Annotated in this window: 17 protein-coding genes; 16 read left to right on the top strand and 1 reads right to left on the bottom strand. The window is 44.3% G+C overall.

Annotation, left to right across the window (positions count from 1 at the left end):
• Position 1 precedes the first annotated feature (1 nt).
• The 9 genes from EVJ32_RS10745 (at position 2) to EVJ32_RS16410 (ending at position 9,960) form a co-directional block, all read left to right on the top strand.
• Complete coding sequence (locus EVJ32_RS10745; RefSeq protein WP_131458317.1) at positions 2-1,780, top strand: ArdC family protein; 1,779 nt, start codon at positions 2-4, stop codon at positions 1,778-1,780.
• A 223-nt stretch (positions 1,781-2,003) separates the two neighbouring features.
• Positions 2,004-3,149: a DUF262 domain-containing protein gene (locus tag EVJ32_RS10750; protein ID WP_131458319.1), complete on the top strand. Its 1,146-nt coding sequence runs from the start codon at positions 2,004-2,006 to the stop codon at positions 3,147-3,149.
• A gap of 53 nt (positions 3,150-3,202) precedes the next feature.
• Positions 3,203-4,258, top strand: a complete 1,056-nt coding sequence (locus EVJ32_RS10755) for a hypothetical protein (RefSeq protein ID WP_131458321.1) — start codon at positions 3,203-3,205, stop codon at positions 4,256-4,258.
• 381 nt (positions 4,259-4,639) lie between these two features.
• The gene (locus EVJ32_RS10760) at positions 4,640-4,882 is read left to right on the top strand and encodes a hypothetical protein (RefSeq protein WP_131458323.1); all 243 of its coding nucleotides are present in this window, start codon (positions 4,640-4,642) and stop codon (positions 4,880-4,882) included.
• Positions 4,883-5,452: 570 nt separating this feature from the next.
• Positions 5,453-5,803 carry a hypothetical protein gene (locus tag EVJ32_RS10765; RefSeq protein ID WP_131458325.1) on the top strand — a complete coding sequence of 117 codons (351 nt, stop codon included), beginning with the start codon at positions 5,453-5,455 and terminating at the stop codon, positions 5,801-5,803.
• Positions 5,803-6,051, top strand: a complete 249-nt coding sequence (locus tag EVJ32_RS10770; protein WP_131458327.1) for a hypothetical protein — start codon at positions 5,803-5,805, stop codon at positions 6,049-6,051. Before EVJ32_RS10765 ends, EVJ32_RS10770 begins: the two co-directional genes overlap by 1 nt.
• 926 nt (positions 6,052-6,977) lie before the next feature.
• On the top strand, positions 6,978-7,682 hold the full coding sequence (locus tag EVJ32_RS10775; RefSeq protein ID WP_131458328.1) for a hypothetical protein: 705 nt from the start codon (positions 6,978-6,980) through the stop codon (positions 7,680-7,682).
• A gap of 99 nt (positions 7,683-7,781) precedes the next feature.
• The gene (locus tag EVJ32_RS10780) at positions 7,782-8,234 is read left to right on the top strand and encodes a hypothetical protein (RefSeq protein ID WP_131458330.1); all 453 of its coding nucleotides are present in this window, start codon (positions 7,782-7,784) and stop codon (positions 8,232-8,234) included.
• Between the two features lie 988 nt (positions 8,235-9,222).
• A complete protein-coding gene (locus tag EVJ32_RS16410) occupies positions 9,223-9,960 on the top strand; it encodes a JAB domain-containing protein (RefSeq protein WP_236639508.1) in 738 nt (245 codons plus the stop codon).
• Between the two features lie 587 nt (positions 9,961-10,547).
• On the opposite strand, the gene EVJ32_RS10790 is transcribed toward EVJ32_RS16410, so the two are convergent.
• Positions 10,548-10,817 carry a hypothetical protein gene (locus tag EVJ32_RS10790; protein ID WP_131458332.1) on the bottom strand — a complete coding sequence of 90 codons (270 nt, stop codon included), beginning with the start codon at positions 10,815-10,817 and terminating at the stop codon, positions 10,548-10,550.
• 184 nt (positions 10,818-11,001) lie between these two features.
• On the opposite strand from EVJ32_RS10790, the gene EVJ32_RS10795 reads away from it, so the two are divergent.
• The 7 genes from EVJ32_RS10795 to EVJ32_RS16300 all read left to right on the top strand — a co-directional run bounded on the left by EVJ32_RS10795 (position 11,002) and on the right by EVJ32_RS16300 (position 16,776).
• Positions 11,002-11,847 carry a hypothetical protein gene (locus tag EVJ32_RS10795; protein ID WP_131458334.1) on the top strand — a complete coding sequence of 282 codons (846 nt, stop codon included), beginning with the start codon at positions 11,002-11,004 and terminating at the stop codon, positions 11,845-11,847.
• Between the two features lie 886 nt (positions 11,848-12,733).
• Complete coding sequence (locus tag EVJ32_RS10800) at positions 12,734-12,979, top strand: hypothetical protein (protein ID WP_131458336.1); 246 nt, start codon at positions 12,734-12,736, stop codon at positions 12,977-12,979.
• 57 nt (positions 12,980-13,036) lie between these two features.
• Complete coding sequence (locus tag EVJ32_RS10805) at positions 13,037-13,561, top strand: hypothetical protein (RefSeq protein ID WP_131458339.1); 525 nt, start codon at positions 13,037-13,039, stop codon at positions 13,559-13,561.
• Between the two features lie 95 nt (positions 13,562-13,656).
• Positions 13,657-14,046: a hypothetical protein gene (locus EVJ32_RS10810; RefSeq protein WP_131458341.1), complete on the top strand. Its 390-nt coding sequence runs from the start codon at positions 13,657-13,659 to the stop codon at positions 14,044-14,046.
• Positions 14,018-15,250 carry a hypothetical protein gene (locus EVJ32_RS10815; protein ID WP_131458343.1) on the top strand — a complete coding sequence of 411 codons (1,233 nt, stop codon included), beginning with the start codon at positions 14,018-14,020 and terminating at the stop codon, positions 15,248-15,250. Before EVJ32_RS10810 ends, EVJ32_RS10815 begins: the two co-directional genes overlap by 29 nt.
• A 109-nt stretch (positions 15,251-15,359) precedes the next feature.
• The gene (locus EVJ32_RS10820) at positions 15,360-15,755 is read left to right on the top strand and encodes a hypothetical protein (protein ID WP_161568799.1); all 396 of its coding nucleotides are present in this window, start codon (positions 15,360-15,362) and stop codon (positions 15,753-15,755) included.
• Between the two features lie 34 nt (positions 15,756-15,789).
• The gene (locus EVJ32_RS16300) at positions 15,790-16,776 is read left to right on the top strand and encodes a hypothetical protein (protein WP_201740693.1); all 987 of its coding nucleotides are present in this window, start codon (positions 15,790-15,792) and stop codon (positions 16,774-16,776) included.
• Positions 16,777-16,779 lie beyond the last annotated feature (3 nt).

Raw genomic sequence — 16,779 nt, forward strand, 5'->3', positions numbered from 1 at the left:
AATGGCTACCAATTTATCAACGAAAATCACAGTTGAGGACGCATCTAAAATCTTGAACGAAAACATCGAAGAATTGATGGATTCAGAAAAATATAAAGAAATCTTGAAAGTCATGAGCCGTGTCCGAAACTATTCAGCCAACAACATGGTGTTGATCGGGATGCAACGCCCCGACGCCACCATCGTCATGGGTTATAACGAATGGCAGAAGCTAGGACGGAATGTTCGTAAAGGGGAGACGGCAATTAAAATCCTTGCCCCGATTGTGAAAAAGTTCGAAGAAGAAAAGAAAGACACCACAGGCAAGCCTGTCCTCAAGGACGGCCAGCCTGTTAAGGAAGAGAAAAAAGGCATTGCGGGCTTCCGAACAGTCAATGTGTTTGATATTAGTCAAACCGACGGCAAGGAGATCGTATCACCACAATTCATCGTCTCGAACGCCATGCAAGAAGACGAATACATGGCGAAGTTATATGAGGACTACAAAGAGTTCTTGAACGAGAACAAGTTGCCCGTCACCGAAGAACAGTCAGATCGGAACGCATACGGGTACTATGTTCCGTCCGAACATAAAATCGTCATCAATAGCTTGAGTGGAGAAGTAACGAACACTCATAAGTTCACGACGTTGATTCATGAATATGCCCATGCAAGACTCCATAACCTCGAATCTGAATTCAAAGATGTTGATAAAGGACATAAAGAGGTTCAGGCGGAGTCAGTAGCTTTCGTGGTCAGTCACTACTATGGACTCGATACAGGTGATGCTTCGAACGGATATATTGCTCAGTTCGGGGGGCAGCCCGACAAGATTCGTGCTGCCATTAAAGAAATTCAGGATGTATCGAATGAAATTATCGAAGAAATCAATGCCCTTCAACAAGACAAGATTCAAGAGTTTGCTGTCGATCAAGACAAAACATACGAAAATACGAAAACGTATCTCGTAGAGGAAGTCGGGCTTAAGAAAGAAGTGTTCGAACAAGAAAACGCAGGGAAGACGACCTTGCAACTGATTCATAAGGAACACGGTATCATCGCCAGTGGAACGTTGCAGTACAGCGAAAAGAACGATAGTTGGTATGTTCGAACGAACCGAAACATGAACGAACCGTTGACCGAGATCGGAAAGGAAGGGAAGTTTTCTGTCCTCAATGTCGAGAAAGAGATTGATGAAGTCAAGAATTACACCAACTATGCTCGGATCGACACGCATTATTCTGTACAGCAGGTAAGAGAAGGCGTCTATGTCGTTCAATTGAACGCAGGACAAGACCTCTATAAAGCCAGTACCGAGGTGGAAAAGAAAACGCTCCAACCGAAACGAAGTGATTCACCTATCATCTCTAAAGACTTCACGACAAAGCAGGATGCGAAAGAATTTCAGATGAAGGCAAGCATGGCACAAGCCCTGCAAGAGGAAATGGTCACCACTAAAGGAATGAAAGATAATTCTCGTCAACGTGAACTAGAGTTCACGCTAGTCGAGATTCGAAAGAACGTGGCGAGTCAGGTGTCGGCTTATGTCGGTCATCATTCGAATCGTGCCGTTTCATTCTCGACGGAGGGAAGTACGAAAGTCGGTTGGGCAGTCCTTCGAAATCCGAACGTGAAGAGTATCGACGATCTGGAGAACTTCGCAAAAGAGAAATCGGGTCTCGTGTCAGGTCGCCAAATTCGAAAAGCCTTGCAAGAATCCAAAATGATGGAACAAGAAAAGGCTAATCAAAAATCAAGAGTCAAAACAAACACCGAAATCGAACGTGAGATTGTCCGTTAAATCTCTTTATTTTAGGAATTTAAGTCGGGTGGGGAAGTCTAAAAGACTTAAATAAATGAATTTATTACATTTTTTAATGTATTTATATCATTTATTTGTGTACATTTTATTTCTTTTATGGTACAATTACATTGTAAGGTAGTTCGGGGAACGGTGTCGAACTTACTCGTTGTGACGGAAATGATTTGTACATACCCACTTCAAATTCAAAGGAGAGATTCACATGATTGAAATTTCAAACAATGGTTGGGCAGTAAAGCAACTCGGAAAGATGACAGAAAACGGAAAACTTCGTTATGACTATCCGATTCAACGGGCAGGGGGTCAATGGAATCGAGAACAACAATCCTACTTGGTGCATTCGGTAGCTTCGAATTTCCCGATCCCTCCGATTTACACGGTCGTCTATAACGAACGTCACGAAGAAACTGACGAGATTATCCCTGTGCGTTATGTGCTCGATGGGAAGCAACGTCTTACCACTTTACTTGACTATATCAATGGTGATTATGCGACTATCGAATCGCTCGACGAAATTTACATCGAAGGTACTAAGTTTGAAATCGCAGGTAAATTCTTTGGAGACTTGGATGAAGAAGTCCAAGATGCAATCGTTTCAAAAACATTAACGCTCTACACAATCAAAGGTGAGTTTGTTACTGATGAAGAAATTGAGGACTTGTTCTTCCGAATGAACAACGGCACACAACTTACCAAGCAACAACAAGCTAAAGCCAAGATGGGCGTCGAATGGGCTAAACGATTGCAAGAAATGAGTGAACATCGTGTCATCACAGAGTTCGCCGCATTCTCCAAAGCACAAGTCAACGGTGAAAAACATATCAGTGCCATTCTGCAAGCGATGATGATGCTTGACGATTATGACTATAAAAATGTCAGTGAACGAGTCATCGCTGATTACTCACTCACTTTCAAAGAAGACGAAGAGAACAAATTCGAACTATTCCTAAAAATCGAGGAAGCCATCCAATACCTTGACCGTGTGTTCGACGAGAAGGAAAAGGTCTTAATGAAGAAAGTTCACTTCCCGATGATGCTCACAACGGCTCGCGTGGCAGTCGAGAATCAAATTTCAGTCCCTGACTTCAAAAACTGGTTGCCGATTTTCAAAGAAGAGTTGAAGAAGAAAGACGAAGAGACGCCTTCTGAAATGTCGCTCTCGACAAACTACTTCATCTACACAGGGAAAGGAAGCACAGACCGATTCAAGGCAGATGGTCGTATGAATGAGATGGCTCGTCATCTCAAAGCATACTGCCGTACCATCACATTCAACGAGCAAGCCGATGCGTTGGCTCAAGATGAATACGAGAACACGTTCCATAACAAAAAAGATGTACCGTTCTGACAGTAGGTTTACCTACTGTCAGACTTTTAAAAAAAGAATGGATGTGAAATTATATGAAAAGCCCAATTGAAGAGAAAGCAATCCAAGAGATTACAGAACATCTCCATCAAATTTCATTAAAGGCATCTTATGCAGATCATCATCTTGAAAAAGTTCACAAAACTTTAGAAGATGACCCTAGAATTGCCTATGAGTATATGTCGATGCGAACAAACTTCTTAAATACACTTGAATACGGTATTAAAGAAAAAACAAATACACTTGCTTCTGAAATTAAACACGACTTGACGATATACAGTGCCGGAAATATGGATGTAGTAAATGAGTACATGAAGAATAAGGAGTTTCAATCTCAAGCTTTATCTGCATTCAAACTACGAACTGAAATCAATCAAGACCTTATAACACTCGAAGAGACATTTGAAAAACATCGTTTCCCGATTGAACAACATGGAGTTCAAATGATGATTCATAGAGCCGAAAACGACATGTACAATGTTTTTGAGGAATCCGATAAATTTTCTGCTCAAGTTCGACAAGAATTGACGGGATTGCTTCGGCATGAGCCGTTTGAAAAGAGTCAGGAAGACATTGAACGAGATCGTCAGGCACTTGAAGAACAAAAGCGAAAACAAATCGAGATACGAAAACGAAATGAGATTGCACGACAACAACGAGAATACGATGAAAAAAACGGTCGCAATACTGAAAGCATTGACCTAAAGCAATTAGATAATCGAACGAAACTACAAAAAGAAATGGAAGGTGTAACTACACCTGAGAATCCAGTAGAGAATTTAGAGTTTGCTCTCGGTGATTATCACGAAGAGTTAAGAGATGGAATTTCAGAGTATCGTGAGCGTCATGTAGATGAAATTGAATTCAATCTTAAGGCTCTCGGTCATGATTTGAAATCAAACTCTTACAAAGAAATGAAGTCTAAGTTACTTTCAGGAAGCTATTCAAAAGATGAACAAGAGTTTCGTTCACAGTTTTACAAAGATGCAAGTCGAACTGGTTTGACAGTAAATCAAGACATAAATGAAAAAACTTCTACGACCGAAAAGCAACCTAAATCAAATCGGTCTTTACTAAGCATAGAACGATAAGAAAGTAGGGATGATGGTGGATTTCAAGACGGCAATTCGATATATGAGACATGGGGAACGAGTCCAGTCTTGCGTGAGTGGGACGAACTTCACCATCATAGATGGAGAGTTGCGAGCCGAGAACGTCGTCGTCCCTGCTTCTTTCATGGAAGCCGAAGAAATGAAAGGTGAATGGAGGGTGGTGAGAGTGGCAGCACTCTCTCATAAAAAAACAATCCACCTCACTATGAAGATAGGAGGAGACTCTTGTAATGGAGCAAGGTTATAAGGGCAAGAGCATTCTGCATGAAATCGCAAAAAAAGACAATCGTTTCATCAACGACTCGAAACAAAAAGAAATCTTCAACATCCTCTACTCGCAGAACAGGAGACCAAAAGAAAATGCCGGAAAACAAGATTCGAAATGAACTTGATGGATTGGTCGAGACCACAATCAAAATGAACGCTGAGACGGCTCACGTCATCAGTAGTGGTTATAAACAACATCCCGAGGTGACGACCGTCACTTCTGTTTATAACGGTGTGAAGCCCTCCCATGTGGTTCTCGAAGAGTTATATGAATGGGCGAAAGAGTTTAATCCAATCGTCGTCAAAAAAATCGACGAATTGACAGCAGCCACCTAGAAAGGGGGTGAAGAGATTGGCTAGAAATACAGACCATTTCGAAAAATGCGAGAACTGCACAAACCGAGTATCGACGTTCAACCACAACCCTCAAACCATAAATGGGAACTACTTATGTAAGTCATGTGTGAGTAGCTATGAGGTGTGTACTCGTTGCGGGCATCACTACAAGTTCGGTCAAACGAATGGTGCATACTGCATGGAATGTGACGATTAAACACCAATCAAAAGGTGATCCTTTATGGGATCACCTTTTTGTTTTGGACGGATCAATCAATTGATCCTCTCAAAACGTGAAAGACCGTCCCGATTTCCTCAACTGTAACTCGCTATTCCTTCCGACAAGAGCCAGTAAAAAAAGACGTTCCTCGATTGGTGTCGGTTGGTTGGGTGGCACACGGCGTTGTGCCATTCCCTCTCAACCGACACCTTCCCTCGTCACTCTGTCGCTTTTTTTACGTTTTCACTTCGTTCACTCTTGTCGTCCGTCATGACGCTCGTTTTGGTTGAGTCAATCGGGACGGTCGATGAAGGGCGTTCCGAAAATCATCTACATAGGAGTGATTCACTATGAGTCATCAATTGCCATTCGAAATCGAAGAGTACACATTTATCGTCCATTTTCTCGATACCAACGAAACCGAGGTATGTGAGCACGAGTGCGACGTCAGAGAAGTCCTTGAACAAATGTCATGGGACAAGCATAAATGGACGCCCGTTTTGCAAGAAAACGTACATGACGACGAGTTCATCATGTACGTCCATTCCGAGACATATGAGGACGACATGTATAGCGAAGAAGGTATTGAATCATGGCAGGAGAGAGGGTATGACCTTCATTGCGACGGAACTTTTTGGGAGAAGTTTCAGGAGGAATTCAAAGTCAAAGTCACCACGACACCGAAAGGGACGGAAATATAATGAAAATCTTTGAACAGCACTATCAGGTACAGTGGGAAGAGTTTCGAGTCGATGTATATCGCTCGTTCTCTGCCCAACTGTCATGGATTGAGATTGTAGGGGAAGCGTTTGAAGCCTTTCAAGGATTGGCTCAAGATTTCTGTGCGTTACAGGAGTTTGAAGATAAAGTCACAGTCTCTATCATCACCCATAGTCGAAAGGCGATTGAGAGTGAAATTGACTATTTCACATTGGAAAGAGAAGCGTAACAGAGTGGACGTCCACTCTGTATTTTTTTCGAATGGTGGGCGAGTGATCGACACTCGCCCTGATTGACCCCCGATTCATCGAGAATCGGGTTAAAGAGGAATTTTTTCGTTGTCCTATGAGGAAACGAAAAAAGAAAACGCCATCGCTTTGCGATACCGATGAAAGACAGGGATTCAAAGGCATAGTTGATCCAATAGTTTTCGGTGGTGTATTTGAATCGGAAATGGATTAACCAAAAAGTTTCATTAAAAAATAATGAATTTTATTAGTGTTGAAAACGTAAAAATGAGCGAAAATGAGTCCGTCTTTTTTATAGTGTTGTGTTGTCATATTCGAGCATTGAAACCCTGTTTATGGCTCATGGGGCGGGGGCTAAGGTGTTCGGAAGGGCATCGACCACCCAAGCCCCCACAACCCACCGCAACGCCCCTAAATCGAGCGATAACGACACCCCGTCGCCAATAGCGAGATCATCGGAGATGAACCGGCCATTGGCTGCACGTCCGAGGGACGTGTCGGGCTGTACGTTCCTGCACGATTTGACGGGACGCTCGGAGCGTCAGGTCAAGGTCAAGACCGTAGGCTTGCTCAGGCAAGCAGGGAACGTTCCGCCAAGTCGGAACGGAAGACCACGAATGTTTACCGTTTTTCCCCTCGGACGATACATCCTATCGAACGTGACGGACTCTGACAGGGCAAGGATCGGCTTCGCTTCTTCCCCTGTCACTCGCACACGTCACGGCGGTCAACATCAAGGGGCAGTCGATTTTTTTCGTCCATAAAACCCTCCTGAACGAAAAAAAGTAGACTGGCTGAGACCCTTGACGTTTCCCTTGCGATGGCTGTTCGTCGAACGTGTCAAAACGGCAAAAATTCACCCTCAGGGGGCGATTTCGCCCGAGGGAAAAACAGGAGGAACTACATAATGAACAAGACCATTCAAACACCACTCAACATCCAACTCATTGCAGGGCAACACGCTATGGTAAACGTGACCCTGATTGACGACGGAACGAAACATTTCGTCACGGCTGACGACAACAGTTTCGTCGCATTCAAGAAACATGATAACGGGTTAGTGTCTTATGAACGATTCGAGACGTTCCCATGTTGCGTCGCATATCTACACGGGGGCTTGAGTCCGAACTACCTCAATGAGTTTGACCCCCAAAACGGACAGGACACGGAGGACAACTTGAAAGCGTATCGTCAAGCATCGTATGCCGTTGTCATTTCCGAAGATGGAAAAGCCCAAATCGTCTCATACGAATCGGACGAGTCGTATGAAATAATCACGGGAAACATTAAAAATGCCTTCTCGTGCTACTGCCCGAAAGACATGAAGTACATCGACATTTACCATGATGACGAGTTTCTTTTCCGTCCCAAGCTTGCTGAAATGCTACCTAGTTTGATTGACATGAGGGAGCGTCGTTCACGTATTGACTATCGGCAAGACGTGATTCTATACGGTGTACTCGTCATCGTATCACACGACGGGGAAGGGGAAACGCTAGGATTACATGACCAAGCCATGCGTGAATTGATTGACCGTCTGAACAGCCCGATTCTAACAAACGAAAACACGAGAGAGTCGCGCAACGTGTTCCTTATCACCCCATCTAACTAACAATCAAATCTTATCCGACCCGTCCCTCAACGGACGGGAACGGATAACTAAGGAGACGAGATAATCATGAACCTAGACGAAAAAAGAAAGTTACGCCTTTTGCGAAAAATTAAAACGTACCGTGAAATACTCTTTAAAGAGAGTGTCCTTCAAATCGAGACCGAAGAGGAAGTCGAAAAAATGGAACGGAAACGGGAACGGCTCGAACGAGAAATAACGAACACCGTGAATCGCATGTTCCCATCCATTTATCCAATCATCATTGAGGACGTTATAAAGCATCGTGTCGATTTTTATCTCTATGACGTTCCGAAGATGTTGATGAACGAGCGATTCGACGGTATCCTCATGACGAGGAAATCGGGAGTCCAGTTTTATTGTTTAGGAACAGACGACGAGAAATCCCATTTCGAGTATTACATGAAGACGGCAAATTTCGTTCGACTCTATGAAGTGATTGACGGTGAAATCGTCGGGAGCATCCGAGCATCACGGGCGTTAGAAATCTATGAGAGCATCGAAGAGGGGCATAGAAAAAGCGAAGCGAATTGAGAGAAAGGCACACCAACGTGTGCCTTTTCTCGTGTGGATCGTGACCTCGACCCTACGCATGGAGGAATGTGTTCATTTCATGACCACATTTTGATGATTTAATTTGACCGATTCATCGAGAATCGGTTGAAAGAAGGAAGTTTTTTTCTTGCTTAGAAGCAATAAAAAAACGGAAGGAACATTGTAGTACACAAACGTCAATGCTATAATTAAATACAAGATTTCCTTCTTAGGATTCCTCTGATTATTGCCGTTTTGACAAATTGCTTAATCAGAAGGGTGAATTTACCACCAATCAATTCATCCAAACCGATTTTTTTCATGTAAGCCACCGACGTCCTCTCTCTAAGAGGGCGTCTTTTTTTGTTACAATGCGAGTATTTGTTGTCAGGTCTTCCAAAACTGATTAAATAAACCTGTTTATGGCTCATGGGGCGGGGGCTAAGGTGTTCGGAAGGGCATCGACCACCCAAGCCCCCACAACCCACCGCAACGCCCCTAAATCGAGCGATAACGACACCCCGTCGCCAATAGCGAGATCATCGGAGATGAACCGGCCATTGGCTGCACGTCCGAGGGACGTGTCGGGCTGTACGTTCCTGCACGATTTGACGGGACGCTCGGAGCGTCAGGTCAAGGTCAAGACCGTAGGCTTGCCAAGGCAAGCAGGGAACGTTCCGCCGAGTCGGAACGAAGTTCCATTTTTCCGTTTTTCCCCTCGGACGATACACCCTATCGACCGTGACGGACTCTGACAGGGCAAGGATCGGCTTCGCTTCTTCCCCTGTCACTCGCACACGTCACGGCGGTCAACATCAAGGGGCAGTCGATTTTTTCGTCCATAAAACCCTTTTGAACGAAAAAAAGTAGACTGGCTGAGACCCTTGACGTTTCCCTTGCGATGGCTGTTCGTCGAACGTGTCAAAACGGCAAAAATTCACCCTCAGGGGGCGATTTCGCCCGAGGGGAAAAACAGGAGGAACTACATATGACAAAAGCAAAAACGCCTACAAAAATCGAAAGACAAGAATATCGGGTGAGAACGGATTCGTGGTATTGTACGGTTTATGATGAAAACCGTACACAACGAGGGAAAAAATCCATCTTACTTGAAGCATATGACGATTACGACTCATATCTAGGTGGTGTCACGTTTGACGAGTTTGAAGGAATGGCATGGATTGAGGTCATCGAGCATACGGGAATAGGTTATAAAGAAAGTGACCCGTTAGGATTTGACGAATTGAAAGAACAGAAGAAAACTCCAGTGAGAGGACGGAAGATGATTCGTGAGATTCAAACCATCAGACAAGTTATCGTCCAAACTGAAAACGAGAGTGAGGTTGAATACATCCGTTCGCCATATGATATAGCAAAATTTGCACAACCTTTAATCGGTGACCTTGATAGAGAAGTGCTACTCGCCGTCCTCTTGAACACCAAAAGCCGAATCATCGGCATTGAAAAAGTCAGTGTCGGTACGCTTTCATCAAGCCTCGTTCATCCTAGAGAGGTCATGAAGGGACTTATCATAAACAACTGTGCTTCATTTGCTTTAGTCCATCAACACCCGTCTAACATATGCGAGCCTTCTCCCGATGATATTGCGGTGACCGCCCGAATGAAAGAGGTCGGGGAGATAATCGGCATCCCGTTACTCGACCATGTAATCGTGGGATACGAGAAAGGGAATTACATCAGTTTGAAACAGCAAGGATATTGTTAAGCAAAGGAGAGTGGGTAACCACTCTTTTTCTTTTGTCCTCGATCCTCCTGAAAAAGTCGAATCGCTCACGAATGGAAGGCGAGTGATGAACACTCGCCCTGATTGACCCCCGATTCATCGAGAATCGGGTTAAAGAGGATTTTTTTCGTTATCCTATGAGGAAACGAAAAAAAAGAGAACCGGTATCGCTCTGCGATACCGATTGAAAGAGAAGAAAACGAACCGACGACTGTCTGTTCTCTGTGCTCAATTAATTAGACGAAGAGACCGATGATGTTCACCATCAAGTCTGCCAATACGATACCAAGCATCCATTTTTCCAAAAAACAACAACTCCTTTCAAATCTGTATTCGAAACGTTTCTGTCTCTATCATACAAACTAGGTCTGGATAAGTTAATTGAATTTGGTTCGAGCACGTTCGAGCAATTTTGAGGTTGTGATACCAGGAAATCGTTCTAAAAAACCTTTTTTGGCTCATAGGGTCATTCGCTAAGGCATCCGATAAATCGGCTGCCAAGCGACTGGAGACCCTACCGCCTCGTCCTTAAAACGGTCGATAACGACACCCCGTCGCCACTGGCTCGATCATCCGAGATGAACAGGCCATTGGCTGCACGTCCGAGGGACGTGTCGGGCTGTACGTTCCTGTCCGTTTTGACAGTCCTCACGGAGCGTAAGACCAAGACCAATGGCAAGACCGTGGGCTTGCATAAAGCAAGCAGGGAACGTTCCGCCCAGTCGGAACGGAAGACCACGAATGTTTACCGTTTTTCCCCTCGGACGATACACCTCATTGACCGTGACGGACTCTGACAGGGCAAGGATCGGCTTCGCTTCTTCCCCTGTCACTCGCACTCGACACGGCGTTCCCGTCAAGGGGCAGTCGATTTTTTCGTCCGAAGACCCTGAACGAAAAAAGTAGACTGGCTGAGACCCTTGACGCTGCACTTGCAACGGGTGTCTCGTCAGACGTGTCAAAACGGCAAAAATTCACCCTCAGGGGGCGATTTCGCCCGAGGGAAAACAGGAGGAACTACATATGTTGCTATTCACAGATTTACAAGTTGTCTCAATGAAAGAAGTGAGAGAAATCGAAAAGACGGGCTTGCCATTTGGGAAATTCCTAAGCTATGACGAGTCGAATGATAAATTCGTCGCCGTCGAAAATCAGTTCGGTAAAGGAGAAGTTCGAACGTTCGAGGAATGGACGGCTTGTGTCGCCTATTTAGAAGGGATTCCGCATTATGTAGCCGAAGCTTATGCACTTGAAATCAAGAAGGATAACCCGAAAGCAGACGACCCGAACGACACATTCATGTTCGATTGGTTCGTCGAGAGAGTAGAACGTTACAAGAAGTACAAACTGTCCCTGCTGTTCCACTCTTCGAAGGAGCATCCCGAGATCGTGACGCTTGAAAAAGCCGAACAGGGAATGCAGTTGATTTTCAAAGCAAATGAAAAGGCGTGTGAAGAAGTTCAGATAGAAGATTACGTCATCATCCCATACGGAAAAGGTCTCGAATCATCGGTTGATTATGTACCGAATCAGATCCGTGTCTTCAGCGAAAGAAGCGAAAAGGTTTCGCACAACGACTTTGAAGAATTGCCGACAATGCTCTTTAAATCACAGGATAGCGATGTTCGTGTCAGTTATGGTGACCGTGTGCTGTACGGGAACGTATTGGTGGTCAGTGAACATAAGGACTTCGGAGACAGCATCAAGTTCTTGTCACCGTTCCTTGAAAAAACGCGAGTCACGACGTGTCGGGCAGAACAGTTTCACGAAATCCATTGCTTCACGTTCGGCAAACACGTTCGGAAAGAAATCGAAAGAATCAAAGGGAAGCCGACAGTGACCGAAATCACGGCAGAAAATATTTTTTAATAGAACCGAAGCAGGGATGACCAAACAAACGGTCATCCCTGATTTATCAAACCGAACACGCAAGGATGGTGAGGTTTCTGAACAGAACCCTCACCTAATGAGTGAATGACCGATTCATCGAGAATCGGTTGAAAGAGGAAATCTTTCGTCCGCCTTGAGTCGTTCGAAAGATAAAAGCATTGAACACACATCCGTTCAAACAAACGCAGACGTGCGTTGTTTAAGTCAGTACATCTCGACCGATAAGGTTAACGATAGTACCTTGCACATTTTTATCCCCACCCCACTTTCAAGAATAAGGCATAATAAGAACGGGTTTTGGCTCATAGGGACATTCGCTAAGGCAGCCGATGGACGGCTGCCAAGCGACTGGAGACCCTACCGCCTCGTCCTTAAAACGGTCGATAACGACACCCCGTCGCCACTGGCTCGATCATCGGAGATGAACCGGCCATTGGCTGCACGTCCGAGGGACGTGTCGGGCTGTACGTTCCTGTCCGTTTTGACAGTCCTCACGGAGCGTCAGGTCAAGGTCAAGACCGTGGGCTTGCATAAAGCAAGCAGGGAACGTTCCGTCAAGTCGGAACGGAAGACCACGAATGTTTACCGTTTTTCCCCTCGGACGATACATCCTATCGAACGTGACGGACTCTGACAGGGCAAGGAACGGCTTCGCTTCTTCCCCTGTCACTCGCACACGTCACGGCGGTCAACATCAAGGGGCAGTCGATTTTTTTCGCAGATACACCGTTACGAAAAAAAGTAGACTGGCTGAGACCCTTGACGTTTCCCTTGCGATGGCTGTTCGTCGAACGTGTCAAAACGGCAAAAATTCACCCTCAGGGGGCGATTTCGCCCGAGGGAAAACAAAAGGAGACAAACCAAGATGAAACACACAAATGAACAAACAAAATTCGCTCATATCACTAAGTTATTGGATGGTGACGTTTATGCGATGGTGAGTACACGTTCAGGAGTTGTACACTTCGCAGTAAAAGACGATAAGTACCGAGCGTTTGTCCCTGCAAACCGAACAGTCATTAAGATTCTCCCGTTTGACGGGAAGCAACCGAGCCATCAATGGCTCGTTGATAACGCAGTTAAGGCACTTGGTCAATTTCAATCAAACTAATCGGCGGTGAGGGTGGGAAACCACTCTCACAATATAAAAATTCAGGAGGTACATACTATGAAAACTTGCATGTATTGTGGAACGGAAGTAACGGTAAAAGAGACAGTCGCACATTGTGAATTTTGTCAAATGGATTTGGCAGCGTCGGAAGTCATGAAGAATAGCGAACGTAAAAAGAACGTTGTCAAACCAATCGTTGATTTGAGCAATATCATGAAATCGACAAAAGAATTGATGTTGATGAGCACTTATGAACTACTCGCATTGTTACAACTGGTGAGAAAGGATCGATCAATGGCATACGACAACATGATCCAAGTGAAGACCCTCCGCCAAAAAGCAAAGGACGAGAATAATGAGGTTATGGTGAAATCAATCGAAGAAACGCTTGAAAGTGTCATCGAAGACTATGCGTTCGTGACTCGTAAGATGTGGGTCATTGAAAACATCTTGGCTGAACGGATGGACACTGTTCCTGCACGAATCACTGACTCTTACCTTGAACGCTTCTTCGAGAAAGTCCAATCACGGAAATCGACTCCTATGCTGTTTGGTTCATCAAAGGCTACTGTAAATCACTGATGTGATTATTAACAAAAAAGTGTTTTAATTTTAAAATATGTAGTATAATGAATATAAGGGAAAAACAGTATTCATTTTGAGTAAGGAGTGCAGATATGGCAACGATCAATTATCAAGAATTGGTTTCGGGGAAGACCGAGAGGGTCTTTGAAAAATTGGTCTTTCGACGAATCCAAGATGAAATGAAAGTCGTGCAGCATCATCTCGTGAATGTCGCTAAAGCGAATGCGGAATTGACGGGTGGTGATGTTGGAGAAATGCAAAAGATTCTAGTTGATTCATTTTTGAACACAAGAGAACAGGTCGTTCAAAACGATGGCGATGTACCAAACCACTTTTCTGATTTGGAAATGTTCATGAACTCGATTCCGAAAGAAAAGAAAGATGAATTGTTCATGGAAGTCTTTAACCTTTTCCTTGAAGAAGAATCTCAGAAACCGAAGGGAGAGGGTAAAGGTGAAAATCACAGCAGTAGTCAAGAGTGATGCGTTATTCAGTCTCTTGAATCGGAAACTTACAACCATAAAAAATCTTCCTGAATTCGAAATGACACTCTGTTCTTCAATGAAAACGTTGGAAGATAGCCTTGAATTCACGACCCCCGATCTTTACATCTTGCACGAGACGATGGAGGGAAGCGAAACCTATATTCAAATGCTCCGTGAGAAGGGCGTCCGTTACTTCTTGTTCGAACAGAACTTGCAGGCATTAGAGTCCTATCTAGTCGAGCATTTCGGAGTCGAAGAAGAAATCATCGAAGACGAGTTGCAAGATGAACTGGACGAAAGCATGAAGAAAGAACGTATCGTCTATCAAGAGAAAATCATCGAGCGAGAAAAAATCGAGCGTATCTATGAGAGCATTCCATTTAAGATCATCGTCGTCGGTTCATTGAATCGATCGGCAGGCTCGACGATCTTAGCGACAAACCTTGCTAGAATGGTTGGAGAGCGAGGGCTTTCCGTCTCATATGTAGAGCATCCTTTGATTAAGCCGTATATGTACGACTATCTCCAAATCCATGAAGAAACCGATTCTTACTTCGACTTGAGTCGATTCGTTCGAGAAGAACAGATGGGCAATCTCAAGGAACGTCCGTTCACCAAGTTCGGTGTACATTGGCATGTCATTGATTCACTTAAACCAAGTCTGAGTGAATTCGAATATCATCAACTTCTTATGTTGACCCATGCTACTGAAAGTAACATCGTTATCTTAGATATTTCTGATAGATGGAGAGACCCCGAAGTTCAGAAACTTATGCGACTCGCAAGCCTTGTCTTGGTTGCGGTCGAACCTGACCCAATCAAATTCGACTATGCTAATCTGAATTATGAAGAGTATGGCGTTGAAGTCCCGACACCTGAGTACACGGCAATGAAACATTTGAAAGAGCAAGTTGGAAACAATTACGAACTGGTGCTAATGAAGGACTTCAAAGAAAAAGATGTTCGCACACTCAATCAGATTTACGAACAGTTAAAGCGTCCGATCGCTACGCTGCCATACATCGAATATCCGATGGTAATTCAGGCGTTACAGGAGACAAAACTGCTATATGATATAAACAGTGTGCTAAAAACTCAATTTGAGACTAATTTACTATCAATAATCAGTAGATTTTTACCAAAGGATTTAGTAGAATTACCGAGTAAGCGAAAAACATTTCTTGGTAGGATTATGAAATAGGGCATTCAACTTACCAAATACGGTAAGTTAATTTTTAGCGAAAGGAGTAGTCATGACTACCGAACATATATTCTCTTTTGTTTTTCTTCTATATATGATGGTGAACGTCGTGTACGACCTGAAATATCGCATCACCAAAAACTTCCTTCATTACCCGATGGCGATTCTTCTCTTGTCGATTGCGTTCGGAACAGGGCAGTTCATCAACACATTACTTATTGGTATCTATACGCTCGCATTCTTCATCCTGTTTAGTAAGTTGCCGATACTCTCCTTTGGGGCAGGGGATGTGAAGATGCTCGTGAACGTATTCATGTTCTTGAACATCATTTCATATTGGGACACCATGTTTTTATTCCTCACGGCAATCGTCGTGTACATCTTTGTCAGCTTGATCGGTGAGATCGGGATAAGAACAGTCAAACGAAATTGGAAAGGCAAACAAGTCCATGCGGAAGCACCGTTCATCTTTACGGCACTTCTCATTCTCCAATCCTTAATCTAGTAAGAACAAAAAAACGAAAAAGGGGTTTTAAAACATGATTAAAAAAATTACAACGAGCCTTGGGGTCTTGGCTCTCTCGGTCGGTTTGCTTACATCGCCACTAACTGCAAAAGCAGACGGCGACCGTACAACGTGTACGATGACAATTTACGCAAGCAAACATCAGGGCGGGACTCGTGCTCAAGCAACTGGTGAATGCAAAGGACTTGTCACAGGCGGTTACAACAAGACAGACAAATATTTCGTGGCAGAAGGAATGTATACAGGAAAAGTTGTTAACGGACAAACGGTTGAATTGGTACTCGCAAGTGGAAAATACCTTTTTGCGGATCTCACATTCTATACAGTGAATGATTATCAAGAACCTGCACCTGCACCGACGAAGCCTGCACCTGCACCGACGAAGCCTGCACCTGCACCGACGAAGCCTGCACCTGCACCAACGAAGCCTGCACCTGCACCAACGAAGCCTGCACCTGCACCAACGAAGCCTGCACCTGCACCAACGAAGCCTGCACCTGCACCAACGAAGCCTGCACCTGCACCAACGAAGCCTGCACCAACTCAACCAAGCAAGCCTAGTGACTCTCCCAAAAGTGACGAAAAAGTTTCCTCAGAAACAAAACCGAGTACACAAACCAGTCAAACGGGTCAAAAAAGTGAAGAAAAGCAAACAAGTAGTGTCGCAACCAAAAACGACAGCCAAAAAGACGATTCAAAATCAGACGAAAAAGTAACTGCCGAGACGAAAGAAAAAGCGTCGGATGACAAAAAAGAAGCAGACAAAAAAGAAGAGAATGAAACTGCTGAAAAGAAAGACGACAAGAAAGAGGACGTTGAGAAATCAGAATCAGACGAGAAAACGGATGACGCCAAAGAAAACGTCGTGTCTGAAATCAAGACACCGAATCTAACGGCAGGAGAAACGAAAAGTAATAACGGGTTCTTATTCGGCGGACTGGCCGTCGGTAGTGCTGTCATTGCAGGCGTCCTCTACTTTGTGTTCAGAAAGAAGTTTTAAGAC

The organism is Exiguobacterium sp. SH5S4, from assembly GCF_004337045.1.
Taxonomy (GTDB): domain Bacteria; phylum Bacillota; class Bacilli; order Exiguobacteriales; family Exiguobacteriaceae; genus Exiguobacterium; species Exiguobacterium aurantiacum_A.

Bases quoted from the DNA above. Each gene is read 5' to 3' on its own strand.
- EVJ32_RS10805 (WP_131458339.1), top strand. From the start codon at position 13,037: ATGAAAACTTGCATGTATTGTGGAACGGAAGTAACGGTAAAAGAGACA.
- EVJ32_RS10750 (WP_131458319.1), top strand. From the start codon at position 2,004: ATGATTGAAATTTCAAACAATGGTTGGGCAGTAAAGCAACTCGGAAAG.
- EVJ32_RS16300 (WP_201740693.1), top strand. From the start codon at position 15,790: ATGATTAAAAAAATTACAACGAGCCTTGGGGTCTTGGCTCTCTCGGTC.
- EVJ32_RS16410 (WP_236639508.1), top strand. From the start codon at position 9,223: ATGACAAAAGCAAAAACGCCTACAAAAATCGAAAGACAAGAATATCGG.
- EVJ32_RS10810 (WP_131458341.1), top strand. From the start codon at position 13,657: ATGGCAACGATCAATTATCAAGAATTGGTTTCGGGGAAGACCGAGAGG.
- EVJ32_RS10765 (WP_131458325.1), top strand. From the start codon at position 5,453: ATGAGTCATCAATTGCCATTCGAAATCGAAGAGTACACATTTATCGTC.
- EVJ32_RS10770 (WP_131458327.1), top strand. From the start codon at position 5,803: ATGAAAATCTTTGAACAGCACTATCAGGTACAGTGGGAAGAGTTTCGA.
- EVJ32_RS10760 (WP_131458323.1), top strand. From the start codon at position 4,640: ATGCCGGAAAACAAGATTCGAAATGAACTTGATGGATTGGTCGAGACC.
- EVJ32_RS10795 (WP_131458334.1), top strand. From the start codon at position 11,002: ATGTTGCTATTCACAGATTTACAAGTTGTCTCAATGAAAGAAGTGAGA.
- EVJ32_RS10745 (WP_131458317.1), top strand. From the start codon at position 2: ATGGCTACCAATTTATCAACGAAAATCACAGTTGAGGACGCATCTAAA.
- EVJ32_RS10800 (WP_131458336.1), top strand. From the start codon at position 12,734: ATGAAACACACAAATGAACAAACAAAATTCGCTCATATCACTAAGTTA.
- EVJ32_RS10775 (WP_131458328.1), top strand. From the start codon at position 6,978: ATGAACAAGACCATTCAAACACCACTCAACATCCAACTCATTGCAGGG.
- EVJ32_RS10755 (WP_131458321.1), top strand. From the start codon at position 3,203: ATGAAAAGCCCAATTGAAGAGAAAGCAATCCAAGAGATTACAGAACAT.